Source organism: Sphingobacterium kitahiroshimense (genome assembly GCF_025961315.1).
GTDB lineage: Bacteria > Bacteroidota > Bacteroidia > Sphingobacteriales > Sphingobacteriaceae > Sphingobacterium > Sphingobacterium anhuiense.
Map to the genome: position 1 here is coordinate 2,234,132 of NZ_JAOQNK010000001.1, position 26,010 is coordinate 2,260,141.

25 protein-coding genes and 4 tRNA genes are annotated in these 26,010 nt (G+C 37.0%); 22 read left to right on the forward strand and 7 right to left on the reverse strand.

Annotation, left to right across the window (positions count from 1 at the left end):
- Positions 1 to 24 precede the first annotated feature (24 nt).
- The 12 genes from thiC to M2265_RS10150 all read left to right on the forward strand — a co-directional run bounded on the left by thiC (position 25) and on the right by M2265_RS10150 (position 8,774).
- Positions 25 to 1,839, forward strand: coding sequence for a phosphomethylpyrimidine synthase ThiC (gene thiC, locus M2265_RS10095; RefSeq protein WP_132771898.1), 1,815 nt, complete (start codon positions 25 to 27; stop codon positions 1,837 to 1,839).
- Positions 1,836 to 2,432 carry a thiamine phosphate synthase gene (locus M2265_RS10100; RefSeq protein WP_132771899.1) on the forward strand — a complete coding sequence of 199 codons (597 nt, stop codon included), beginning with the start codon at positions 1,836 to 1,838 and terminating at the stop codon, positions 2,430 to 2,432. The genes thiC and M2265_RS10100 overlap by 4 nt, the downstream gene beginning before the upstream one ends.
- A gap of 107 nt (positions 2,433 to 2,539) precedes the next feature.
- Complete coding sequence (gene thiE, locus M2265_RS10105) at positions 2,540 to 3,190, forward strand: thiamine phosphate synthase (RefSeq protein ID WP_132771900.1); 651 nt, start codon at positions 2,540 to 2,542, stop codon at positions 3,188 to 3,190.
- Positions 3,178 to 3,948 carry a thiazole synthase gene (locus M2265_RS10110; protein WP_132771901.1) on the forward strand — a complete coding sequence of 257 codons (771 nt, stop codon included), beginning with the start codon at positions 3,178 to 3,180 and terminating at the stop codon, positions 3,946 to 3,948. The genes thiE and M2265_RS10110 overlap by 13 nt, the downstream gene beginning before the upstream one ends.
- Positions 3,949 to 3,957: 9 nt before the next feature.
- Positions 3,958 to 5,079: a 2-iminoacetate synthase ThiH gene (thiH, locus tag M2265_RS10115; RefSeq protein WP_132771902.1), complete on the forward strand. Its 1,122-nt coding sequence runs from the start codon at positions 3,958 to 3,960 to the stop codon at positions 5,077 to 5,079.
- 26 nt (positions 5,080 to 5,105) lie between these two features.
- Entirely contained in the window at positions 5,106 to 5,816 is a 711-nt protein-coding gene (locus M2265_RS10120) for a HesA/MoeB/ThiF family protein (RefSeq protein ID WP_132771903.1), read from the forward strand.
- A gap of 187 nt (positions 5,817 to 6,003) precedes the next feature.
- A tRNA-Gly gene (locus M2265_RS10125) sits at positions 6,004 to 6,079 on the forward strand.
- 13 nt (positions 6,080 to 6,092) lie between these two features.
- Positions 6,093 to 6,177, forward strand: a tRNA-Leu gene (locus M2265_RS10130).
- A 306-nt stretch (positions 6,178 to 6,483) separates the two neighbouring features.
- A complete protein-coding gene (locus tag M2265_RS10135) occupies positions 6,484 to 7,041 on the forward strand; it encodes a TetR/AcrR family transcriptional regulator (RefSeq protein ID WP_132771904.1) in 558 nt (185 codons plus the stop codon).
- 3 nt (positions 7,042 to 7,044) lie between these two features.
- Positions 7,045 to 8,289: a beta-ketoacyl-ACP synthase II gene (fabF, locus tag M2265_RS10140; RefSeq protein ID WP_132772079.1), complete on the forward strand. Its 1,245-nt coding sequence runs from the start codon at positions 7,045 to 7,047 to the stop codon at positions 8,287 to 8,289.
- A 310-nt stretch (positions 8,290 to 8,599) separates the two neighbouring features.
- Positions 8,600 to 8,675: transfer RNA gene (locus M2265_RS10145), tRNA-Gly, on the forward strand.
- A gap of 14 nt (positions 8,676 to 8,689) precedes the next feature.
- Positions 8,690 to 8,774: transfer RNA gene (locus tag M2265_RS10150), tRNA-Leu, on the forward strand.
- A 144-nt stretch (positions 8,775 to 8,918) separates the two neighbouring features.
- Here the strand turns inward: M2265_RS10150 and M2265_RS10155 are convergent.
- Positions 8,919 to 9,872: a hypothetical protein gene (locus M2265_RS10155; protein ID WP_132771905.1), complete on the reverse strand. Its 954-nt coding sequence runs from the start codon at positions 9,870 to 9,872 to the stop codon at positions 8,919 to 8,921.
- 125 nt (positions 9,873 to 9,997) lie between these two features.
- Between M2265_RS10155 and M2265_RS10160 the strand changes: the two genes are divergently transcribed.
- The 9 genes from M2265_RS10160 (at position 9,998) to M2265_RS10200 (ending at position 18,622) form a co-directional block, all read left to right on the forward strand.
- Positions 9,998 to 11,215 carry a hydroxymethylglutaryl-CoA reductase gene (locus tag M2265_RS10160; RefSeq protein ID WP_132771906.1) on the forward strand — a complete coding sequence of 406 codons (1,218 nt, stop codon included), beginning with the start codon at positions 9,998 to 10,000 and terminating at the stop codon, positions 11,213 to 11,215.
- 1 nt (position 11,216) lies between these two features.
- A complete protein-coding gene (locus M2265_RS10165; protein WP_132771907.1) occupies positions 11,217 to 11,798 on the forward strand; it encodes a CDP-alcohol phosphatidyltransferase family protein in 582 nt (193 codons plus the stop codon).
- A gap of 2 nt (positions 11,799 to 11,800) precedes the next feature.
- Positions 11,801 to 12,526, forward strand: a complete 726-nt coding sequence (locus tag M2265_RS10170) for a phosphatidate cytidylyltransferase (protein WP_132771908.1) — start codon at positions 11,801 to 11,803, stop codon at positions 12,524 to 12,526.
- Positions 12,526 to 13,197, forward strand: a complete 672-nt coding sequence (locus M2265_RS10175) for a diacylglycerol/polyprenol kinase family protein (RefSeq protein ID WP_132771909.1) — start codon at positions 12,526 to 12,528, stop codon at positions 13,195 to 13,197. The genes M2265_RS10170 and M2265_RS10175 overlap by 1 nt, the downstream gene beginning before the upstream one ends.
- Positions 13,198 to 13,357: 160 nt before the next feature.
- Complete coding sequence (locus M2265_RS10180; RefSeq protein ID WP_132771910.1) at positions 13,358 to 14,074, forward strand: sensor histidine kinase; 717 nt, start codon at positions 13,358 to 13,360, stop codon at positions 14,072 to 14,074.
- Complete coding sequence (locus M2265_RS10185; protein ID WP_132771911.1) at positions 14,067 to 14,777, forward strand: LytR/AlgR family response regulator transcription factor; 711 nt, start codon at positions 14,067 to 14,069, stop codon at positions 14,775 to 14,777. Before M2265_RS10180 ends, M2265_RS10185 begins: the two co-directional genes overlap by 8 nt.
- Before the next feature lie 93 nt (positions 14,778 to 14,870).
- The gene (locus tag M2265_RS10190; RefSeq protein ID WP_132771912.1) at positions 14,871 to 17,150 is read left to right on the forward strand and encodes a cation:proton antiporter; all 2,280 of its coding nucleotides are present in this window, start codon (positions 14,871 to 14,873) and stop codon (positions 17,148 to 17,150) included.
- An 11-nt stretch (positions 17,151 to 17,161) separates the two neighbouring features.
- Complete coding sequence (locus M2265_RS10195) at positions 17,162 to 17,380, forward strand: hypothetical protein (RefSeq protein WP_132771913.1); 219 nt, start codon at positions 17,162 to 17,164, stop codon at positions 17,378 to 17,380.
- A gap of 192 nt (positions 17,381 to 17,572) precedes the next feature.
- Positions 17,573 to 18,622, forward strand: a complete 1,050-nt coding sequence (locus M2265_RS10200; protein ID WP_132771914.1) for an endonuclease/exonuclease/phosphatase family protein — start codon at positions 17,573 to 17,575, stop codon at positions 18,620 to 18,622.
- Between the two features lie 39 nt (positions 18,623 to 18,661).
- Here M2265_RS10200 and M2265_RS10205 read toward each other — a convergent pair whose 3' ends face one another.
- Positions 18,662 to 18,928, reverse strand: a complete 267-nt coding sequence (locus tag M2265_RS10205) for a hypothetical protein (RefSeq protein WP_021189844.1) — start codon at positions 18,926 to 18,928, stop codon at positions 18,662 to 18,664.
- A gap of 205 nt (positions 18,929 to 19,133) precedes the next feature.
- Here M2265_RS10205 and M2265_RS10210 point away from each other — a divergent pair, with 205 nt between their 5' ends.
- Positions 19,134 to 19,859: an acyl-[acyl-carrier-protein] thioesterase gene (locus M2265_RS10210; RefSeq protein WP_021189843.1), complete on the forward strand. Its 726-nt coding sequence runs from the start codon at positions 19,134 to 19,136 to the stop codon at positions 19,857 to 19,859.
- 52 nt (positions 19,860 to 19,911) lie between these two features.
- Here the strand turns inward: M2265_RS10210 and M2265_RS10215 are convergent, their stop codons facing one another.
- The 5 genes from M2265_RS10215 to M2265_RS10235 form a co-directional block, all read right to left on the reverse strand.
- On the reverse strand, positions 19,912 to 20,544 hold the full coding sequence (locus tag M2265_RS10215) for a gluconate 2-dehydrogenase subunit 3 family protein (protein WP_021189842.1): 633 nt from the start codon (positions 20,542 to 20,544) through the stop codon (positions 19,912 to 19,914).
- Between the two features lie 19 nt (positions 20,545 to 20,563).
- Complete coding sequence (locus tag M2265_RS10220) at positions 20,564 to 21,994, reverse strand: Gfo/Idh/MocA family protein (RefSeq protein ID WP_132771915.1); 1,431 nt, start codon at positions 21,992 to 21,994, stop codon at positions 20,564 to 20,566.
- Between the two features lie 19 nt (positions 21,995 to 22,013).
- Positions 22,014 to 23,702: a GMC oxidoreductase gene (locus M2265_RS10225; protein ID WP_132771916.1), complete on the reverse strand. Its 1,689-nt coding sequence runs from the start codon at positions 23,700 to 23,702 to the stop codon at positions 22,014 to 22,016.
- Between the two features lie 36 nt (positions 23,703 to 23,738).
- A complete protein-coding gene (locus M2265_RS10230) occupies positions 23,739 to 24,989 on the reverse strand; it encodes a nucleoside permease (RefSeq protein ID WP_132771917.1) in 1,251 nt (416 codons plus the stop codon).
- Positions 24,990 to 25,081: 92 nt separating this feature from the next.
- The gene (locus M2265_RS10235; protein WP_132771918.1) at positions 25,082 to 26,002 is read right to left on the reverse strand and encodes a hydroxypyruvate isomerase family protein; all 921 of its coding nucleotides are present in this window, start codon (positions 26,000 to 26,002) and stop codon (positions 25,082 to 25,084) included.
- Positions 26,003 to 26,010 lie beyond the last annotated feature (8 nt).

Sequence of the window (26,010 nt, forward strand, 5' to 3'; positions counted from 1 at the left end):
TCTTATACCTATTACTATACCATCATGTTAGAACAAAACATTACCCAGACCCCATTTCCAAATTCAAAAAAAGTCTATATTTCAGGTCAGCTCTATCCTATTCAGGTTGCCATGCGTGAAATTACATTAAGTCCGACCAAACTTAGCAAGGGTGGAATAGAAATCAATCCTCCAGTCACTATTTATGACACTTCTGGTCCGTATACGGATGAACAAGCACAGATTGATATACGCAAAGGTCTTCCTAGAACTCGTGAAAATTGGATATTGGACAGAAAAGATGTTCAAGTTTTATCACAAATCAGTTCAGATTATGGAAAAGAAAGATTGGCAGACTCGAACCTGGATGAACTCCGTTTTGAATACAGCCATAGACCTAAAAAAGCATTAGCGGGTAAAAATGTAAGTCAACTGCACTATGCAAGAAAAGGAATCATAACTCCAGAGATGGAGTATGTAGCCATTCGCGAAAATCAGCGTATTGAGCAAATCGAAGCAGCAACTAAAGGTATGGATCATCAGCACACCGGTCACAGTTTTGGTGCCCGTACCCCAAAGAAATTAATTACCCCTGAATTTGTAAGAGAAGAAATTGCCGCCGGAAGAGCAATTATTCCAAACAACATTAATCATCCAGAAAGCGAACCGATGATCATCGGCCGCAACTTTTTGGTAAAGATCAACGCTAATATTGGTAATAGTGCCGTTACCTCAAGCATTGAAGAAGAAGTTGATAAAGCTGTCTGGGCATGCCGATGGGGTGCTGATACAATTATGGATCTTTCAACAGGTAAAAATATTCATGAAACACGCGAATGGATCATCCGTAATTCTCCGGTGCCAATTGGTACAGTTCCTATATATCAAGCTTTGGAAAAAGTAAAAGGCGTTGCAGAAGATCTGACATGGGAAATATTCAGAGATACACTAATTGAACAAGCCGAACAAGGGGTTTCTTATTTCACCATCCATGCAGGAGTACTTTTACGTTATATCCATTTAACAGCACAACGTGTAACAGGTATTGTTTCCCGAGGTGGCTCGATTATGGCAAAATGGTGTCTGTTCCATCATAAAGAAAACTTCCTCTACACGCATTTTGAAGAGATCTGTCAGATTATGAAGGAATATGATGTTGCTTTTTCACTAGGGGATGGACTGCGACCAGGTTCTATAGCTGATGCTAACGATGCTGCACAATTTGCTGAATTAGAAACCTTGGGTGAGTTGACCAAAATAGCATGGAAACATGATGTACAGGTTATGATCGAAGGTCCAGGTCATGTACCTATGCACATGATCAAAGAAAACATGGACAAACAGCTTGAGGTTTGTGAAGAAGCACCATTTTACACTTTAGGCCCATTGACAACAGATATTGCTCCGGGTTATGATCACATCACCTCAGCAATTGGCGCGGCAATGATTGGCTGGTTCGGCTGTGCCATGCTTTGTTATGTTACCCCAAAAGAACACCTCGGTTTACCTAACCGAAAAGATGTAAAGGATGGCGTGATCACCTACAAACTGGCTGCACATGCGGCAGATTTGGCTAAAGGACATCCTGGTGCACAATACCGAGACAATGCTCTAAGTAAAGCGAGGTTTGAGTTCCGTTGGGAAGATCAGTTTAACCTTTCCTTAGATCCTGACACAGCCCGAGAATTTCATGATGAAACTTTACCTGCAGACGGCGCTAAAGTTGCTCACTTCTGTTCGATGTGCGGCCCTAAATTCTGCTCGATGAAGATCACACAGGAAATCCGGGATTCTGCAGAACAAGGCATGATCGATATGTCAAAAGAGTTTATCGAACAAGGTAAAGAATTATACTTATGATCATCGTCTTGACAGCCGAGCATGATATTGATAACGAACTCCAGACCATCAACAGTGTACTGGATGCAGGATTGGAACTATTGCATATTCGAAAATATAATTTTTCGGATGATGATATGTGTCAATTTATTTATGGAATAGATCCGCAATATCGAAATCGTCTTGTCATGCATAGCCATCATCATCTAGCCGAAAAGTTAAACTTAAACCGGTTACATTTTAATGAATATGATCGAAAATCAAAAAAACAAAATCAGTATAGTCATACCGTAATCCGATCAACATCTGTACACAGTATGATAGATTTTAATCAACTGGATAACCAATGGTCATATGCACTGTTTAGTCCGATGTTTTCAAGTATTTCAAAACCAGGTTATGGTAAGGAGCATACTATCAAAGATCAGCTAAAACTTCGGAATAATCAGCAAGTTCAATTAATTGGGCTTGCTGGTATCCATTCCGAAAACCTAGGCCTTGCATATGACGCCGGCGTCGATGGTGTAGCTTTATTAGGAACAATATGGAAGAGTGCACAACCTGTAAAAAGTTTTAAAAATTGTCTTATAAAAGATCATGCGTATTGCCTGTAACAATTGCTCTTACAGGTAATTCATTCCTTTACAGATGATTAGAAGGAAATGCCCAAACCGGATTATACTGAGCAGAAAAATGCGATAGTAAAAAAATTGAAATAGCAATGACAGCATACCCCAAAAATATCACGTTCAGTAAGATACAGTATATCTCGCAGGGAGATACGGCTATTGAACAGGAGACTAACATTAATAATGCACTACAAGCGGGTGCAGATTGGATTCAGCTACGCTGGAAACAAGGCACTAAAGATGAAGTGCTCGCATTAGCACGTCGTATTAAACAGCATTGCTTGCAACATAGTGCTACGCTTATTATCAATGATTATCTGCACATAGCCAAAACCATTGATGCTGCTGGAGTTCATCTGGGATTAACAGATACTGACATACAAGAGGCCCGACATGTATTAGGACCGCACAAAATAATTGGTGGTACAGCAAATAATATTTCTGACGTACAGCAACGCATCACAGAAAACTGCGATTACATCGGTCTTGGCCCTTTACGGTTCACCGCAACTAAAAACAATTTAAGTCCAATATTAGGCTTAACAGGATATCAAGACATCGTTTATCATTTAAAAAACAACGGTCAAAACTATCCGCCGATTTACGCTATTGGCGGTATAACACTTGATGATATCGTTCCCCTACAAGATATTGGCATTTATGGGATAGCACTGTCAAGTTTAATCACCGTACACCCTCACTACATTCAAGAACTTAAAAATAAACTACAATGGATACATTAAAAATAGCAGATCAGATATTTCAATCGAGACTATTCTTAGGAACAGGAAAGTTCGGAAGTCTGCAACAAATGAAGGAATCTATCGTCGCATCGGGTTCTGAATTGGTCACGATGGCTTTAAAGCGTTTGGACCATCAGTCTTCCTCAGACACATTTCTCGAGTCTTTACAGATCCCTGACGTAAATTTACTCCCCAATACCTCTGGAGCACGTAATGCAAAAGAAGCAGTCTTGGCCGCACAACTTGCTCGTGAAGCCCTGGAAACGAACTGGGTAAAACTCGAAATTCATCCAGATTCACGCTACCTGATGCCCGATCCGATCGAAACATTGTTGGCTACAGAGCAACTTGCAAAACTCGGTTTTATTGTGCTCCCTTATATGCATGCAGATCCAGTGCTCTGTAAAAGACTAGAAGAAGCTGGAACGTCGGCAGTAATGCCTTTAGCTGCACCCATAGGAAGTAATAAAGGACTTCGAACATTGGACTTTTTAGAAATGATCATCGCCCAAAGCCAAGTTCCTGTTATTATTGATGCTGGAATTGGTGCTCCTTCCGATGCTGCAAAGGCAATGGAAATCGGTGCTGATGCTGTTTTAGTCAATACAGCTATTGCATCCGCAAAATATCCGATACAGATGGCGACGGCATTTAAAGAAGCTGTAATAGCAGGTCGCAAAGCTTATCAGGCAGGATTAGGTATATCAGAAAATCGTGCTATCGCTTCTAGTCCGCTAACTTCATTTTTAATCGATTAAGAACGTTTTATGCAAACTTTTCAGAAACTATTTACACTATACAGCTGGCAGGAAATCAAGGAAAAGATATATAATACCACAGTTGAGGATGTCAGAAGAAGTCTCCGTAAAGAAAAAAGAAATTTAACTGATTTTCTAACCTTCCTTTCTCCTGCGGCCATTACTGAAATAGAAGAAATGGCCCAATTAACGCAACAGATCACACAACGTCGATTTGGTAAGACAATCCAGTTATATGCTCCTTTATATCTAAGCAATGAATGTCAGAATATCTGCACCTATTGCGGTTTTAGTATGGACAATAAGATCAAGCGCAAAACACTTTCAAATACAGAATTACTGCTAGAAGCCATGGCGCTAAAATCTATGGGTATCAGTCATGTATTATTGGTAAGCGGAGAAGCCAATAAAACAGTTGAGATCAATTACTTTAAAAATGCGATTGCATTGCTGAAGCCCCACTTCGCGCAGATATCCATTGAAGTACAACCTCTGCTTTTAGAAGAATACCGTATTCTGCAGGAAGAAGGGGTTAATACTGTGCTTGTCTATCAGGAAACCTATCATCAAGAGGTTTATAAAACATATCATCCAAAAGGCAAAAAGTCAAATTTTGAGTATCGGCTGAATACACCAGACCGTATAGGTCAAGCCGGAATTCATAAAATTGGTCTTGGTGTTCTTTTAGGTCTAGAAGACTGGCGTGTCGATAGCTTTTTCAATGCGTTACATATTGATTATCTTGAGAAGCATTATTGGCGTACAAAATATTCAGTTTCATTTCCTCGATTACGACCTGCGGAAGGTGTATCCACACCGAATTTTATTATGGAAGATCGTGATTTACTGCAATTGATCTGCGCTTATCGTTTATGGAATGAAAATCTAGAAATATCCATATCAACTCGTGAACGCGAGAAATTTAGAGACCATATCATTCCTATCGGTGTCACGACCATGAGCGCCGCTTCGAAGACAAATCCAGGAGGCTATGTGGTCGATCCACAGTCGCTTGAACAATTTGAGATCAGTGATGAGCGCAGTATGGAAACTATCCAAGGTATCATCAGAAAGGCTGGATACGATCCCATTATGAAAGACTGGGACATAAGCTACTCTGGTAGGCAATAATAATTATAACACAAATTATCGTATTTATGCAACAGCACAGTGCTTTTGATCGATACTCCCGCCAAGTTTTTATTAATGAAATTGGTGTTGAAGGGCAACAGAAAATTATGGCGGCAAAAGTCCTTGTAATTGGAGCAGGTGGACTAGGTTCGCCTGTTCTTCAATATCTCGCTGCTGCTGGAGTAGGTCATTTAGGGATTGTTGATTTTGATCATGTAGAAATTCATAATCTCAACAGACAAATTATACACAATGAAAAAAGTGTACATCTACAAAAAGTAAAAAGTGCGGCAGTATATATCCGCGAACTCAATTCATCCATCCAAGTCGACAGCATTGCGACAAAAATCACTTCGGAGAATGTTGATGTTACCCTAGCGGGATATGACATTGTTGTAGATGGTTCTGATAACTTTACTACACGCTATCTGGTCAACGATGCTTGTGTACGTTCCAACAAAGTTTTGGTGTATGGAAGTATTCTTGCTTTCGAAGGTCAAATGGCTGTTTTCAATTACATGGGCAGTAAACAATTGCGTGATTTATTTCCAGAGCCTCCCCATCCAAAAGATGTTCCTAGCTGTGATCAATATGGGGTATTAGGCCCTCTGCCTGGAATCATGGGAAGTATGATGGCCATGCAGGTATTAAAAATTATAACAGATCTACCTGTTGATTCCGACAAACTGACGCTAGTTGATACTTACCACTGGAGATTCACTACGCTCTCATTTTAAGTTTTGACTACTATGAAAGCTTGTATTAGTTCCCCTACATATCTAGCAAGGTGGTGAATTCAAATTTAAACACATCGTATTTTGAAGCGGGATAAAAATTATCTCGCTTCATTTGAGGGAATTACGCTTAAGCTATAAAAAAACATTTTGTAGTATCTATAATCTCCCTATATTTGCAGTATCAAAAGCGAAAATAGCTCAGCTGGTAGAGCACAACCTTGCCAAGGTTGGGGTCGCGAGTTCGAATCTCGTTTTTCGCTCCACATTAAATCACCTGCCTAGGTGGTGGAACTGGTAGACACGCAGGACTTAAAATCCTGTTTCCGTTAAGGAAGTGCGGGTTCGATTCCCGCCCTAGGTACAAGAAAGCTCATCCAAAAGATGAGCTTTTCTTGTTTATTTTAAATATTTCGAATTGCCTCCCTTTACATGTAATTGACCAAGATATCCCTTAAAACTTAAATTTCGGATTTTAAATCCTGATCATCATGTATTTCAAAATACAATAACCCCAGCGATAATACATCCGCTCCCTTCAAAAAAGTTCTTGCATAATCAGGTAGGCCTGATCATGCGGAAAAATCCAACCACACCACTGATCTCAAATAAATATCAGCAACCCTTGCCTACCAACTGGTAGGTTTGTATATTTACAAAAAAATAATTGATGTCAACAAAAGAACAAATCATACGAGTTGCTGATAGCCTGATTCGGGATAAGGGTTACAATGCCTTTAGCTTTTTTGATATATCTAATGCCGTTGGAATAAAAAAAGCTTCTATTCATTATCATTTTCCACAAAAGATAGATTTGGGAATTGCAGTTATAGATTATCATATTGAAAACTTTCACAAAATGAAAAAGGATTTTGAAGATAAGTCTCCACTACAAAAACTAGACAAGTTCCTCTCTATATACAGGAATATTAAAAATGACAATAAAATATGTATCGTTGGATCGCTATCTACTGATTACAATACTTTAGATATAGGTATAATTGAACATCTAAAGGTTTTTTCCGAACAGGTGTTAAATTGGGTGATTGCATGGCTTAAATATGGTCAAGAACAGGGTACTTTTCATTTTAAAGGTGAGCCTAGAACAAAAGCCGTCTTACTTATTTCCACGATGATTGCAAGTGTACAAATTACTAGACTGACCGGTGATGAAGATTTCACTCTCATACAAAAAATTATTAAAGAAGATTTAATTAAAAACGATTAAATGATGAAAAGAGTTGTTATAACAGGTATTGGAGCGATTACGCCTTTAGGAAATACCGTAGATAAATTTTGGAATGCACTGATTATGGGACAAAGTGGCGCAAAAATGATTACTAAATTTGATGCGACAAACTTTAAAACAAAATTCGCATGTGAAGTAAGAGATTTCGATCCTTTACAATTCATGGAAAAATCAGAATTACGAAAATTAGATCTTTTTACGCAATATGCATTAGCTAGCGTTCATGAGGCTATTCACCACGCTGAGATTGATTTCAATCTACTGGACAAAGATCGGATAGGTGTTATCTGGGCTTCAGGAGATGGCGGGGTTTCAACATTTGAGCAACAAATAGCGGAGTTTAAGCAAGGAAATGGAATACCACGCTTCAGTCCGTTCTTTATTTCTAAGCGTATTTTAAACATTGCTTCAGGTGTTATCTCCATTAAATATGGACTTAGAGGAGTAAATTATACGACCGCCTCTGCTTGTTCTGCAAGTAATACTGCGATTGTTGATGCCTTTAATTATATCCGCTGGGGCAAAGCAGATATGATTATTACCGGAGGTTCTGAAGCGTCTATAACCGAAAGTTCCATCGGTGGATTTAATGCATCTAAAGCCTTATCAACAAGTAATGAAGATTATTTGGGTGCCTCCCGCCCTTTTGATATTCATCGTAACGGTTTTGTATTAGGAGAAGGTGCTGGGGCTATCGTATTGGAAAGCTATGAAAGTGCGATTAAAAGAAATGCCCCGATTATTGCTGAAATAATTGGAGGAAGTTTAGCGGCGGATGCTTATCATATTACGGGCACACATCCTGAAGGAGACGGGGCATTTCTGGGAATGAAACTTGCTTTGGAGGATGCGAATATCGCTGCAAAAGATATAGAATATGTCAATGCGCACGCAACTTCTACTCCTATGGGCGATCAAAGTGAACTGAAAGCTATGGGAAGAATGTTTGGTTTTAACAACGAGGTATCTATTAGCGCTACAAAATCAATGACAGGGCACTTACTGGGAGCTGCTGGAGCTATCGAAGCTATTGCTTGTATTAAGGCGGTTCAAGATGATATTGTTCCGCCTACGATAAACTCTAAAGAAATAGAACCAGAATTTGCTGATAAATTGGATTTAACTCTCGGAAAAGCAAAGCATAAAAAAGTAAATATAGCCATGAGCAATACTTTTGGTTTTGGTGGTCATATCGCTTGTTCCATTTTCAAAAAAATAGAGCACTAGATCTCGGCTACTTTTAGAAAATTTATAAATGAACATTTTAAAATGACGGCTTAGAAAGGCTGTCATTTTACTTGAAACATGTACAAATAGTGCATCGTATAATAGGTGCAAAATTTTGAAAAAACATCTATACTCCAGTTTCAGATCAATGTGTTTTTCTGTTATTCATTTCAATCTAAAAAATAAGAGCCAATATTTGAGGTCATTACATTAAATATTAAAAAAATGATGGTTTCAAATTTTGATTTTATAAAAATCGCCGTATATTTGCATCACCAAAACAGAAAACAACTTGTTAACTGTTAGCAATGCGAAAATAGCTCAGCTGGTAGAGCACAACCTTGCCAAGGTTGGGGTCGCGAGTTCGAATCTCGTTTTTCGCTCCACATTAATATCACCTGCCTAGGTGGTGGAACTGGTAGACACGCAGGACTTAAAATCCTGTTTCCGTTAAGGAAGTGCGGGTTCGATTCCCGCCCTAGGTACAAGAAAGCTCATCCAAAAGATGAGCTTTTCTTGTTTTCTATGCCGTCTAAAATATTTTTATTAAATACTAGATTTTCATACTAAAAGCAACACCTGATCGAAACTGTAAACTGCAGTTATATAAACGACCCATTAGCATTAAATCAAATTTCATCCATCGCGCTTACTCTTGCCTTATACAGATCAATTTTTTGATAAGCCTTATTAAAAAACATTTTCTTATCCCTTGTTCCTGCTGTGTTTAACAACCTGGAATTCTTAAGCTGGTGCTGATAAAAATTTGAAACGTGTTGACAGGTGTCAGTATCGTGTGTGATAAAATATCCCAACATGGTATGGGGGACAAATAAAGCCCTTCTATCTTTGTTCGAAACAAGAACATTATTGTTTAATATCAACAGTTCATGATAATACAGTTGGTATTGGTCATTATTCGGAACACATTTCTTCTCCAGCGAAAACAAAAGCTCTTTGACCTGATCGCAGAGAATCGTCCCGTGCGCTGCGGTCAATAAACCAGTTTGTGAAAAATACATGATCTGCTGTAACGTACTATTGATAGTTGTATCATTCCAAATTTCTTTTACTCTGATGGAGGAATAATAATCGTTCAATTTTTTTCCGCCATTGTCTAAGGGGTTTTTCGATAAAAAAGATTCGAATGATACTTCCAGCCCCTCAAAACTCAATAAGTTGAGCCAGACGTATCTTTTAAAGCTTGACAGTAATCCTGTATTTATGGTATAGAAAATTGGAATATCCTTAGCGGAATAGTAGAGGGACGTACCAAGATCAGGATTGAATTCTGTTAAAGACTTAAAGGAATTTTCCAGATAAGTTGAAAGGTCATGTGGTGTCCGGATTTCTGTCGTTTTTTTTACTAAAACATGATCACTCTTTTGAAACATCTTATCTAAAGAAATTGCAAAGTGATTAGCCAGCTGAACTGTCTCCTCTATCGAAAATTTACTTTTCATCGAAATTCTTCGATGTGCCGCATCATAACTAATATCAAGCGCATTTGCAATGGCTTCTATAATAGACTTAGTAGCGTCGATTTTTTCATATATTTCTTGGATTAGCTTTTCTTGATACATTGGTTTAATTATTTGCGATAATCACAAAATTAAAAATATTTTTTATTGTTTGTCACAATTTTAAATGCAATTATCACAATAACTTTGGAATACGAAACAAACAGTCCATTTATTAAAAGCTCATTATGAAAACATTATTAAAAAAAACAGAAGCATATGACGTTCATACTGAAGACGCATGCGCTTTACCATTTTCTTCAGAAATCAGCCAAACAGAGATAGCGAAACTGTGTGATTATCTCAGCAAAAAAACGAATAAACAATTTCCAATACTTACTGACAGTAACATCAACTTATCGCTATTAAATGGAAATATTGAAAATTTTATTGGGATAAGTCAAATTCCTACGGGGGTCATTGGCCCGCTAAAAGTTCATGGTACAGCAGCAAATGGAGCTTACTATGTTCCATTAGCTACCAGTGAAGGCGCGCTGGTGGCTTCATATCATCGTGGAGCGAGAGCATGCTTACTAGCTGGAGGAATTACTTCGATATGTCTAAAGGAAGGTATCCAGAGAAGTCCTGTATTCAAATTTGAAAATTTAAATGATTTAAGCCTTTTTATCTCTTGGTTTCTTGCTAAAAAAGAAAGTCTCCACGATATTGTTAAAAATACAAGCAGATTTGCTAAGCTAACAGATACAAAGATTCAGATTGAAGGAAACCATCTCACCATATCTTTTGAATACTTTACAGCAGATGCATCGGGACAAAATATGGTCACGATATGTACAGATGCGATCTGTCGATTTATGATTGATCAATGTCCCGTTAAACCTAGCCATTGGTTTATAGAAGGAAATAGTTCAGGAGACAAAAAAGCAACAGCATATTCCTTTAATAACGTTAGGGGTAAGAAAGTCACAGCGGAAATTGAATTATCCGCTAAAATTGTATCAGAGGTACTTAAAACGTCATCTGCACTCATGGATAGGTATTGGCGTACTTCTACAATGGGAGTGATCCAGAGCGGTGCAATAGGCGCACAGGGTCATTATGCTAATGGGCTTACAGCATTATTTATAGCTACCGGTCAAGATGTGGCCTGCGTCGCAGAAGCGGCAACAGGAATTACAAGAATGGAATTAAATAGTGATGGATCTCTCTACGCCTGTGTTACATTGCCAAATCTGATCGTAGGAACGGTAGGTGGAGGAACCAATCTACCTACTCAAAGAGAATGTCTGGATATGATGGACTGTTATGGAGAAGGAAATTCAATAAAATATGCCGAGATAGCTGCTGCTCTTGTTCTTGCCGGCGAGTTATCGATCGCCGCGGCGCTGTCAGCAGGTCAATTTACGCAGGCTCATCAAAAGTTCGGTAGAAAAAAATCACTGTAATATGGAAACTAAAAAAGAAAACAGATGGAATGTGCCAAATGCACTTTCACTATACCGTTTATTGGCATTACCTTTTATCATTTATACTATAATTACAGCAAATAGAGAGTCCTTTATATTGTTGCTGTCCATAAACCTAGTAACTGATATACTTGACGGATTAATCGCAAGACTGTTTAATCTTCAAACAGAGTTTGGTGCAAAACTAGATTCGATTGCAGACATCGGGACTTATATTATGGCGTTCATGGGAATGATTAGTTTAGAAAAAGTATTCGTAGCAACATACAAAATAGAATTTATAATCTTAATTGCGATGTGGTTAATTCCACAGTTATGCGCGCTTATCAGATTTCAAAGATTCCCTAGCTTTCATTTATGGTCTTATAAAATAACTGGCTACTTACAGGGCATATTTATTTTCAGCTACTTCGTATTTGGCTTTAGTGCATTCTACTTTCACTTGATGTTAGTTGTTAGTTGTCTAGCGTACCTAGAGGAATTAATCTTGGTTATTACGCTACCAAAACTACACTCTAATTTAAAGAGCATATTTCTTATACAGCAACAAAAAAGAAATTAATCATGTACTTAATTATTGGTTCTATATTGTTCCTGTTTTTTGGAATAGGCAGTTTAGTTACACAGTATATCAATAAACAGAGTAAGCTGCGACAAGCTAATGAACGTTGGTTAAAACTCGTGTTGTACTTTGTAATTCTGATCATGGTATTTTCGTGTATCTATTTTGAATTAACAGTATCTCTAGCTATTTGCATTGGAATAATAGGTCTTTTTGAAATTTCAAAAGCTCATATATTTTCCAATAAACGGATTATATTTTTCTTTTTTTCTGTATTTATTTACCTTACGATCCTATTTGCATTTATCAAATTCAGTGACAATACTTTAACAGAAAACGTATGCTTTGTATACTTTACTGTGGTCACTTTTGATGGATTCAGCCAACTTACTGGTCAATTATTTGGTAAAAGAAAACTTCTGCCTCAGATTAGTCCCAATAAAACTTTTGAAGGTTTACTTGGAGGTTTAATACTAACAACATCGACCAGCTTTTTCTTTTTCCAATACATCGATTTTTCAATTGGCCAAACCATAGCGACAGCAATTTCTATTTGTTTTACAGCACTCACTGGAGATTTATTAGCTTCATTGCTGAAACGTAAATATCAAATTAAAGATTATAGTAAGCTAATTCCAGGTCATGGTGGGATACTAGATCGCTTTGACAGCTTTATATTTTCTGGAGCTATGTATTGGTTAGCTGATTTATTTAAAGAAATATTATAATGAAAAACGATTTGTTAAACCTGCTTTTACTGGCATTGACATTCTTGCTTTTATTTGCTCTTTCTGAATTTTTATACCATCAATACAAGATTAAGGTAGAATTGACAAGAAAACTTGTACATATTGGTACGGGATTAATTTGTTTGCTCTTTCCAATATTATTGAAAAATCATTGGTCAGTCCTATTTCTTTGTGGATTATTTGCTGTGATTTTACTCCTATCCTTAAAATTTAATTTATTAAAATCCATCAATGCAGTTGACAGAAAATCCGTAGGTAGTATTGTATATCCAGTGGCAGTTTATCTGTGCTTCTTAATCCAGACGTCTTTGGATGAATGCTATATATATTATTATTTACCTTTAGTTACCTTAGCTATTTGCGATCCTATGGCCGCACTATCCGGCAAGAAATGGCCTTTAGCGCAATATAAGATCTTTGGTGTAAAAAAAACTTTAATGGGATCTACTGTTTTCTTTATATGTGCTATGATCGTTATGTTTTTAACATGGAGATCCGTTTATAATTCTAATTTAGATTCGGAGGAATTTATAGTAATAGCCACAATTGCTCTTACTGCTACATTAGCAGAGGCATTTAGCAAAGATGGCTATGATAACTTAACAATTCCGGTAAGTATATTAGTCTGTTTGTATATATATTTTCCTTGATGAAAAAAATGATCATCTTTAGAAATAGAAAAAATTTAGCTTTGGGATCAGTTTTTGTATTTTATTATAGTCGATCTATAGATTCCCATTTCCTATTGAAATCTTAAAATTCCATTGCCTTTTTAGAAAATTGCTATATTCGAAGTAAAACAAAGTCAGTATGTCTACTTTTTATTATAGTTTATTATTTCTTGTGTTCTTTATTCTTGTTTTATTAGCGGTCTTCCTCTACTTGAAGATTCGTATATTAAAACGTCAAAATAAACTATTAATTCGACAAAATCGAGATTTAAATAGCATTTCTCTTCCTGATGAAACGAATTATTATAAGTTGGACCCACACTTACTAAAAAATGCATTAAACGCTATTCAGTCTCATGCCTACCAAAGTTATCATGCACTTGATAAATTATCCAATGTACTAGATTATATTCTTTATGAAACAGATGGCACGTTCGTAAAGTTAAAAGATGAGATCGCTTTTGCGCAAAATCTAATAGAGATCAATAAACTTAAAATAAGTCCTTTATTTGATCTACATATACGAAAAAAAATTAGTGCCGAAGCTGGAGAAATGCTTATTGCTCCATTTATGACCATCAACCCAATTGAAAATGCTTTCAAACATGCTGATGTTCAAAATGAAAACAGTTTTATCTCTGTGGTGTTTGAGGTTATCGACGATTATTTTCACCTCACCGTTTCTAATCGGGTCATGCAAAAACAAAAAATAGACTCAAGCCTAGGTGGATTGGGCAATAAAACTTTTTCAAAACGGTTGAAAAATATTTACGGTACTGAATACAGCTTGAATACTGAGCAAAAAGAAAATATATACACGGTAACCGTAAAAATAAAACTTTATCAAAATGATTAAATGTATTTTATTGGATGATGAACTTCCTTCACTAAGTTACATTCAAGCTTTATGTGAAAATTTTAAGGACGTAGAAATCGTGAAAAGTTTCAATAATCCCCAAAAGTTTTTAGCACAGATTGACAGACTTGATTTTAACACCTGTATTCTAGATATTCATATGCCAGGTATGAACGGACTAGAGGTCGCCCGGATACTTTCTGACAAAGCAATTATCTTTTCAACAGCTCATAAGGAATATGCTGCTGATGCATTTGATCTCAATGCTGTGGATTATATACGAAAACCTTATCAGGCTGATCGATTACAGACTGCTTTTGATAAAGCCTTGAAGTGGCTTAACTCAACAAAGGAAACGGGTTTAGAGGTTATAGAGTTAAACAGTAATCAAGGAAAAACAAGGATAAGAATAGATCAAATTGCCTATATTGAGGTGGCCGATCATGATAGGCGGGATAAATACATCTATATGAAAGACGGTCAAAATATTCTTGCGAAAAACATCAGTTTAGATGAAATTTTGGCGATCCTACCTTCTGGAAAATTCTGTAGGATCAACAGACGAAATGTTGTTGCATTAGCTGTGGTCTCGTCTTACACAGCACAGTATGTCGCGTGTAAAATAAAAGATATGCATGACCTGAAACAACTTACCTTATCGGCACCCTACAAAGATCATTTTGTAAACAGCTTAAATGTTTAGTACATTTTTTTTCTGGTCTGGTACAAAAAACACGAATTCGTTTTGTAGAAAAAACTTTAGCTATTATACTTGCTCTTTACAATCCGACGAAATATGTTTAAAAGTAAGTACCGCTCCACCTTTTTTTATCTAGCCATTTTAATTATTGGGATAGCTTTAGGCTATTTTATTATCCATCAGGGCTCCCAATTTGAAAATCAACCACATACAACTGCAGATGTACCACTCAACTCAGCATGGTCACATTTCTTAGATCATTTGCATGAAAATCTTTCCTACCCGCTAGCAATACTCATGTTGCAGATCATAACAATCATATTTGTAGCGCGAATCTTTGGTATATTATTCAGAAAAATTGGTCAACCCTCTGTTATTGGAGAAATCGTAGCGGGTATTGCACTAGGGCCCTCCCTACTAGGGAATTACTTTCCAGAAATATCCACATTTTTATTTCCATTCAGTTCTTTGGGAAATCTGGGGGTATTGAGTCAAATAGGTTTAGTGCTATTTATGTTTGTCGTCGGCATGGAGCTAGATTTGAAAATATTGAAAAACAAAGCTCAAGATGCCATAGTTATCAGTCATGTAAGCATTATCTTTCCTTTTCTTCTAGGAATGGGGCTCGCCTATGTGATCTTCCAGACAACAGCACCTGAAGGTATTTCATTTTTATCATATGCGCTCTTTATTGGAATATCCATGAGTATTACTGCATTTCCTGTTTTGGCAAGGATCGTACAGGAAAGGGGTATGAGCAAAACACGACTAGGTTCGATTGCCATCACCTGTGCAGCGGCAGATGATATCACTGCTTGGTGTCTTTTGGCAGCTGTTATTGCGGTTGTAAAAGCAGGATCTGTAGTCAGTGCAGTTTACACGATCGCTTTCGCGGCCGGCTATGTCTTATTGATGGTCCGGTTCGTAAAACCATTTCTCCAACGTATCGGTGACCTTCACTCCACTAAAGAACGGTTAGGCAAATCGATTGTAGGTATCTTTTTTCTAACATTGCTGATTTCTTCATGGACCACCGAAGTTATCGGTATCCACGCCCTATTTGGAGCTTTTATGGCTGGTGTAATCATGCCAACCAACACAAGTTTTCGAAGTATCTTTATTGAAAAAGTAGAAGATGTAGCGCAAGTACTTCTTTTACCGCTATTTTTTGTCTTTACAGGCCTAAGAACACAGATTGGATTACTCAATGAGGCCGAACATTGGCAAACCTGTTTCTGGGTGGTTACAATTGCTGTAGTGGGTAAATTTATTGGAAGTGCTTTATCGGCAAGATTTGTGGGGCAAAACTGGCACAGTAGCCTTACCATAGGAGCTTTGATGAATACTAGAGGTTTGATGGAACTAGTCGCTCTAAACATAGGTTATGATTTAGGAGTCCTTACTGATGAAATGTTCGCAATACTGGTTCTTATGGCTTTGATCACAACATTTATGACGGGGCCTGCATTAGATTTAATTAATAAATTTTTTAAGCCTGAAATCGAAAATAATGGCGATCTCATTTCGAAGAAAAATAAATACAATATTCTGATTTCATTTGGCAACCCAAATTCTGGAAAAATTTTACTCCGTATTGCCAATATGCTGATTAAAAAATCAAAAGAAAATAGTACGGTAACGGCATTACATCTTTCGATCGGGAATGAACTCAATACTTATAATTCGATCGAATACGAAAGAGATAATTTTTCAGTATTAAATGATGAAAGTGAAAAAATAGAGCAACCGTACACTGGTATTTTTAGAGGTACCGACAATATCAACGACGACATTGCAAAAATGGCCAATGAAGAAGATTTCGACTTACTGTTGACAGGTATCGGTCAATCTGTCTATGAAGGATCTGTTTTAGGAAGTATCATCGGGTTTACAAGTAAAGTCGTTAATCCGGAAAGATTGTTAGGTTCATTAACAGGTAAAGAAAGTTTATTTAATCATAGCGGATTTGAAGATAAAACGACAGCGCTTTTAAAAGCTGTTCATATTCCTTGTGGAATTTTAGTCGATAGGGGTCTTCCTGAAGAGGTGAAAAACATATTGGTTCCTATCAAAACACTTAGTGATAGTTTCTTATTAATATATGTGCACAAACTTGTACAGAACAACGATGTAAAAATAAGTTTCTTAGACGAAGATGAGGTCATTAAAACCTCTGTAGAGCTCAAAGAGGCTATTCGTTCGTTAGATTATGCGGCACCTAATCAAATCAATATTATAGAGGAACCCAAGACTAAAGATATTGATTATTCTTCATTCGATATTATACTGATAAGTTTCATTGCTTGGAAACAGATTTCTTTTGAGAAAGAGCAATGGACGAAAAAATTACCGAGTACATTGATTTTAAAACCTTAATATTTATTGTTATGGAAAAATACATTTTTGAAACCATGCTAATTAATGAAGACAAAATTCATCAATTAGAGGAAACTTTAAAGAAGATTCCCAACATCATCACCATTAATATTAACAGATTCAGTAACGGATTAATATTAAAATTGGAAGCTCTAAATATTCAAGCGTTTGAAATAGCACTACGTCTGAAACAAAATGGTTTTGCCGTTGAGCGCTTATACGAAGAATAATAGCTGATCCATTGTTACACCATTATGTAAACTCCAGCAGAAAGTTTACATAATGGTGTATGCATTTTTAACGATTCCCCATACATGATGCCCTTATAGCCTGCTTCTGCTATCTTCCAATTCTCATTTTATTGTGCCCGAATCATCTTTTCTTGATTATTTTTCTATTTTTATCGCACAAATAGATTACATATGCACACAGCTCTATATATTTTTTCTTCCATCCTAATCATTATAAGTTTTATTCCATTAATAAGAAATGATTATTGGACGTTCCGAATTTTTGAGTATCCAAGACTACAAAAGCTTGTATTAACAGCCCTGTCACTGGCGCTCCTTTTAATATTCTCTAACAGAACGTTAACCTTCTATATTTATGTAACCTTACTTTCAGGGACTATTTTATACCTATTAAAACAGATCATTCCCTTTACTCCTCTTGGAAAAAAGCAGATTTTAAGAGTAAGACAGGAAATACCCGATCAAACCATCAGTATTATGATATCAAATGTGTTTGAAGATAATACCAATTACAAAGGCTGCATTGCGGAAATTAAAAAGACTGATGCTGACCTGGTACTACTACTGGAAACCAGTCATGAATGGATGGAACAGCTTAAGGAAGCTACAGATGCCTATCCTTATCGTATAGAGAAACCGATAGATAACACTTATGGTATGTTGCTGTACTCTAAATTGGAATTGAAGGAAAGTGAAGTCAAATTTCTTGTGGAGGATGATATCCCTTCCATTCATACAAAAGTAATTTTACGAAATGGGCAGGTCATTCAATTATATGCGGTACATCCGACTCCTCCTGTACCAGGTGAAAACCCAAGGTCAACAGAACGTGATAAGGAACTCCTTCTGATTGCAGATAAAGCTTTAGCATCAAAAATACCAGTGATAGTTTGCGGTGACCTGAATGACGTCGCCTGGAGCTATACCACTGAATTATTTTTAAAGACAAGTCAATTACTTGATCCGAGAAGAGGCCGTTTCTTTCTGAATACTTTTCATGCACATCATTTTTTTATGCGCTTTCCTTTAGATCATATTTTCTGTAGTACAGACTTCAAATTAAAGAAAATGAAAAGACTGAATAATTTTGATTCAGATCACTTCCCAATTCTGACCGTATTACAATACGAAAAATCCGCGGATGCAGAACAAGAAGACAATACATTAGATTTAGATCAGGAAGATCGGGAATTAGCTGAGGAAAAAAAAGAAAAGTGCTGATACAACAGCACTTTTCTTTTTTTGAGTAATTATTTTTGTTTAATATTCTATTGCTAAAATTGATCTCAGAGGAATCAATACACCGCTTTTTATTTGGAGATACTTATCCGTTAACGACCAAACCGTTGTTTCTATTCTTTTAGGACCTACTTCTGTTTGAAAGGCTATTGTAGTCTTCGACTTAAATTCATTCCCCAATCGCAAAGCTCCTTTTAAAGTTTCTAAAAATGTTTGACTTTTATCTTCATTCGCCGCGACTATTTTGAATGAAGAGATTTGTTCTTTTTCTATCAATTCTCCGATCATACTACTAATAATTTATAATTGACACTTTGATTAAGTAAGACATTTCATTTATAACGCTCCTAATTGTTATAACATATACTTAACCTTATTTAAATGTAAGGAATCCTCGATAAAATACCAATACTATTTCGATTTTAACATTTATTTTACAAAATGCCTTATTCTACAGCATAATAATGCCTAAATTTGTTGAAATTTATCAAAAATGGACAATTCAACATTTGAAAAAAACTGGGAAATCAATTTTACACAATGCTATTCAAATGCCAGAATCCGTTATTCTGATCTTTCCAATTTACTGCAACTCACAGCTGGTGAACATGCGACTATTGCAGGTTTTGGTTTTAGGGAAATGGCCAAAAATAATCAGACCTGGGTGTTAAGCCGTATCCGGTTTGAAATAAACCGCTTGCCAAAATGGATGGATATAGTGACCATAAAAACCTGGATTCAGCACTTAGAAGGGGCTAAATCAACCCGTAATTTTGAGGTGTATGTCAATAACCAACTTTATGTGACTGCTACAAGTTATTGGGCGGTTATCAATACTGTAAAAAGAGGACCTGAGGAACTGGCAATAGCACTTGGCGATTTTAAAACATTTCCAGAGCGTCACAGTACGCAAAAGCCTTTTTCAAAACTAAATCTAGCACAGACAGTAAAACCAATCGAAAACTATACGGTTAAAATATCGGATCTGGATATTGTCAATCATGCTAATAATGTCAAATATTTAGATTGGTGTATGGATAGATTACCGATGGAATTAGTGCTAACAAATCAAATTGTATCCATAGAAATGAATTACCTACGAGAACTCCGCTATAATGACCGTGTAGAAATTAGTGGTAACTCAACAGATAAGGGCTATTTCATGACGGTCACAAAGCAAGAACGTGTTTCATTCGCCTTAGAAATCGAAACTAAATAAAAAGGGAGTACTTCGCTTGAAGTACCCCCTTTTTATTCTTTATGTTTTTACATTAACCTGCAAAAGCTTTATCACCTTTTTTATAAGGGTAATTTCCATCGAATTTTCCTGGAATCTTCACATAGCGCAATGCTTTAGTTAATCCCAGTTCCGAATTAAAGTATCCTGTTAAGGTTAACTGCTTAAACATTGTAAACCAATGAGGTGGTTTGTTTTCCACTTCTCTATATAATTCATTTTGTTTTACAGCATTTTTCTCACGTTCTTCTTTTGTCGCCTCATCTTGTTTTTTATTAAACTCACCAGCTTCTTTGTCTAGTAAGTTTACAAAACTTGTACGTTCTTCAGCAGAAAGATCTAAGAAATTTTTCTTCATTAACTCTTGTGCTTTTTTATCTAGGTTGTTAATTCCATCCATGAAAACAGTTTGTTGTTCATCGGTATAACAATCTCTTACCATCACTGGGATAAAGCTTCCCACGCCTGCTTCTTTAGCTCCAGGAGTAGAGGTTTTCGGTAATATTGCTTCGGCTAAGTCTCCCAATAAATCGGTTGTCTTAGGTTCGAATAAAACTTCTACCTGTTTAGTAGCAGAGCGTGAACAACCTTCAAGAAAAAGGCTTGAACCAATGACCACGCCTCCCATCAACATTGCGACACGTTGAATTGCTTCTCTTCTATTCATAATCAATCTCTTTTAATACTTAAATTGTATAATTAACTTCCCAGCCTGGACGGTAGTTACGCTTCACGAACTGGTTTACTTCATCAAAATTCGTCACACGCATATTATTATTATCCCATAATAAGCGTAAGTTTCTTCCTGGATATTTATTATCAACTTTCAAATCCGATCCACGAATAGCCAAGTTTGCCATCAGTAAAGCTTCTGTCAATGGTCCAGCAATTTCAAAAGGAGAAGACATCTGCATATTACCATAACCAGCAATACAACCTTCAACCCATTGCGCCCAGTGACCATCAGCACCACCTTTAACACGTGCATACTTTTGTTTTGGAGTCGTATAAGAAACAGTTGTAGGCAATAATCTCGGATTTGCAGCGTAAGTATCGGCCAATATTTTACCTTTCGTACCGATAAATAAAATACCATTTCCACCGTCGCCAAAAGCCTCATTAGGACCTAGTTCATCTGGTCTTGGTGGTTGAATTCCACCATCCATCCAATGTAGCTTAACATCTCCTGCTGTTTTATCCGTTTTCGGGAATGTCATTACGGCATAGCTTGACGGCGGACAGCTTTCTGGGAAATATCCTCTTTTAAATTCGTCAACATATACAGATCCAACAGTTGCCTGTACATCTTTTACATATTGAAGACCATAGATACTAAAAGGCGCTTCCATGTTATGGCATCCCATATCACCTAATGCACCTGTTCCATAATCCCACCATCCTCTCCAGTTGAAAGGAATCAATTTTTCAACATAATCTTTTTTTGGAGCAGTACCTAACCAAAGATCCCAATCCAATTCTTGTGGAACTGGAGCTTGTTGTGTAGGCCATTGGATACCTTGAGGCCATACAGGGCGATCGGTCCAACAGAAGATCTCTTTCAGATCTCCAATCATCCCTGCGTCAACCCATTCGCGCATCTGTCTCACACCATCACCTGATGCTCCTTGATTACCCATTTGCGTCACAACTTTATATTTCTTGGCTGCTTGTGTCAAAACACGTGCTTCCCAAACATCATGAGCTAATGGTTTTTGCACATAAACGTGCTTACCCAATTGCATTGCTGCCAAAGCTACAATAGCATGCTGATGATCTGGTGTTGATACTGAAACTGCATCAATATGTTTATGCTCTTTATCGAGCATATCACGGAAATCCTTATAAAATTTTGCCTTCGGAAACTTTTTCACAGAATCTGCCGCACGACGCGTATCTACATCACATAGGTAAGCAATATTTGCTTTTCCACTTGTTGCAAATCGCGATACGTCTGATCCCCCCATACCACCGACACCTACAGATGCAACATTCAACATATCACTCGGTGCTGTAAAACCTACTCCACCAAATACATGGCGGGGCAGTATAGTCACTCCAGCGCCAAATAAGGCAGCTTTTTTCAGAAAGTCTCTTCTTGATGAATTATTCTTTTCCATAATTTAGATTTATAACTGATTAAAGGTTACCTTTTTTCAACTCACTTACAGCAAAATCAACCGCTCTTGCTGTTAATGCCATATACGTTAATGAAGGATTGACACAGCCTGCAGATGTCATCGCTGCACCATCAGTTACAAAAACGTTAAGTGCATCCCAAACCTGGTTGTTTCCATTTAAAACAGATGTTTTAGGATCTCTACCCATACGAGCAGTTCCCATTTCATGGATACCTTGACCAAAACCATACACGTTATCATAAGTATATGTGTCCTTAACACCAATTTTCTCCAACATCTCTTTCATCTCGTTTTGCATATCACCACGCATCTTCAACTCATTATCCTTGATTTCAACGTCCATTGATAATACAGGAAGACCCCATTTATCTTTTTTAGTTTTGTCTAAGCTAATTTTGTTTTCATGGTATGGCAAAATCTCACCGAAAGCAGTAAAACCTACGTTCCAATCACCCGCTTCGGTAAGTGCATCTTTCCATGCTCCACCTACACTCATTTCTGCGACCTCTCCAGACCAGCGACCACGGCCTGCAGCTCCTTGATAACCAAAACCACGGACATAATCACGTTTCTTGTCATCTCCAGCAACGTTAACAAAACGTGGCACATATAATCCTGTTGGTCTACGACCAAATACATAGCTATCTAAATATCCTTCTACATTACCTCCTGCTCCACAACGGAAATGGTGATCCATTACGTTATGTCCCAATTCTCCACTGCTACTTCCAAGTCCACCTTCCCAAACATCTGTAGCTGAGTTCATCAGTACCCAAGTTGAGTTAAATGCAGATGCATTAACGAAGATCACTTTAGCGAAAAACTCATACGTTTGATTTGTTTCCGCATCTACAATTTCAACACCTTTTGCTTTCTTGGTATTTTTATCGTAAATGATTTTCGTAACAATTGAGAATGGACGTAATGTCAAATTGCCAGTTGCTACTGCTGCTGGTAATGTTGCCGATTGTGTACTAAAATAAGCACCAAAATTACAACCTAACCAACATTGGTTTTGATATTGACAGTTGATACGGTTATGATGAGGAACAGTAATGTTTGCTGTTCTTCCCATAATAAAATGGCGGTTACCACCGTATTCTTTTTTCAAACGTGCTGCAAGATCCTTTTCCACGATATTCATCGCCATAGCAGGCATAAAATCACCATCAGGCAATACATCCAAACCATCACGGTTACCGCTGATACCAGCAAATTTCTCTGCATAGCTGTACCAAGGAGCAATATCTTTATAACGGATCGGCCAATCTACACCGTGTCCATCTTTTAAATTTGCTTCAAAATCTAAATCGCCAAGTCGGTAAGATTGTCTTCCCCACATCAATGAACGACCACCTACGTGATAACCTCTATACCAGTCAAAACGTTTAGTTTCGGTATAGGGACTTTCTTGTTCATTTACCCAATAATCTAAGTTTTTTTCATTTAACGGATAATCCCTGCTCAAAACTGGACGTTCTTTGATCATCTCTTGCGTACGTCCTCCGGCATGTGGGAAATCCCAAGGATTCTTATTCGGCGACGGATAATCTTTTACGTGCTCGATATTACGACCACGTTCTAACATAAGGGTTTTTAAACCCTTTTCTGTTAATTCTTTTGCTGCCCATCCACCACTGATTCCTGAACCAATGACAATAGCATCATAAGTGTTATTTTCAGCCATTTTATTTTATTGTTTAGTTTTAGTCTTTTATTAATTTTACTCAGCAACCGCTTTATTCTCGACCTTCTCATCTTTAAAAGCAACTAAAAAGATAACAAAGACTACGAATGCTATTCCTGCTGGAATAATCCATGTTTGTTTCCAAAAATCAGCAACATTAGCTTGTTGCAAGTATGCATATTTCTCACCGATAAAACCCGCAACCCAGAATCCAATAAGCTGACCTACCCCATAAGTCGCTAATGTAATCAAACCCTGTGCAGCACTTTTATATTTGATTCCAGCTTTACTATCGGTATAAATTTGTCCAGAAACGAAGAAGAAATCGTAACAGATACCGTGTAAAGCAATACCTAATATCAACATGAAAGAAAGATCGCCCGCATTACCATATGCAAATAAGATATATCTTAATGCCCAAGCAAGCATACCAACCAAAATCGTTTTCTTGAAGCCGAATTTAGAAAAGAAAACAGGTAATGCCAATAAGAATAATACTTCTGAAATCTGACCAATTGTCATTTTTCCAGTAGGATTTTCCATTCCTATTTGATCTAAAAATGGATTGGCATTTTGATAGTAAAATGCTAAAGGAATACAGATTAAAATCGATGAAACGAAGAAAATCAAGAAATTACGGTCTTTCAATAATTTGATTGCATCCAATCCGATGATCGATGAGAATGATGGTTTCTGATCTGACTCAATTTTAACAGGTGGCGTTTTAGGCAATGTAAATGAGAATAAACCTAACACCAAAGAAGCAATAGCCCCCATTAAAAAGGTATTTTTCAAAGCTCCAGCAGATGAAGCTTCTGCAGCATCCCATTTAAACAAATAACTGATTGAAAGACCAGCAATGATCCAACCGATAGTTCCCCAAATACGGATATTAGAGAACTGTTTCTCAGGATTGGTCAACTGTCTGAATGATACCGAATTTACCAATGATAGTGTCGGCATATATAAAACCATATAAGCCAATACATAAGGGTAAAAAGAAGAAATTTCAGTTGCATTATACATTTGATACATCAATACCGCACCGATGATATGCAATACGCCTAATATACGTTCCGCGTTAAAGTAACGATCGGCAATCATACCGATAATAAAAGGAGCAATAATAGCACCTAATGATTGGGTTGAAAAAACATTCGCAATTTCAAGCGGCTGTGCTTGTAAATTTTTACTCAGGTATGTACCCAATGTAACGAACCATGCGCCCCAGATAAAGAATTCCAGGAACATCATGAAGGATAATTTAAATCTAATAGATGTGGACATTATATGTTTTAGTTTATTTTAAAATAAGAGATTTCTATCAAGAATTTGGTTTTTAAAATGACAATCTAGCATAAAAAAAACAATTGTACAAGTTACACTAAGAAATTATCTACTTCTCTGTAAGCGTTGACCAAAGTTTCTTCGCCGATCTTGCCACTTTTGGACATACCATGCTCCATACCGACCACGCCTTTAAATCCCTTCTCGTGAAGCCATTTAAACACATTTTTGTAGTTAACTTCACCTGTAGTAGGTTCCCTTCTTCCTGGATTATCTCCTACTTGAATATAAGCGATCTCATTCCAGCACTCATTCATTTTATGAATGAGATTACCTTCATTTTTTTGCATATGATACGCATCATATAATAATTTACATGAAGGACTTCCCACACCTTTGCATATTTCATAGGTCTGATCTGAATATCTAAGAAATAAATCAGGACTGTCACTTAAAGGCTCCAGTACCATCGTTATGCCATGTGGTTCAAAAATTTCTGCCCCTCTCTTCAATGCCTCAATCACATTACCAGTTTGTACCCCGATAGATAGATTACGTTCGTAATCGCCAGGAACAACCGTTACCCATTTTGCATTGACACGTTTTGCAACTTCCACAGACTCTTTACAGCCTTTCAGAAAGATATCAATGTATTCTTGTTTACCTGCCGCTAAAGTATTGGCACCGTTCCCGCCCTTTGGAACAACAAAAACGCCCATACGCATCCCAAGAGATGCCAACGTTTCACCTATTTTCTTTTGTTCATCGATACTGCGTCCTGTCATACCGTTATCTTCGATACTTCTGAATCCCAGTTCATGCATATATTTTATTTCATCAACAAAATTTTTACCAGCAGTTGCACTGAACATGCCCTGATGCGGTGCATAATCTAAGTTAAATACTGCTCCTGCCTTATTTTTTTTCTGTTGTTGTTCACCCGCTAAAGTATTCAAGCTCACAGCGGAACCTGCAACCAATAAGGTGTTTTTTAAAAATTCAGATCTTTTCATAATTTCAT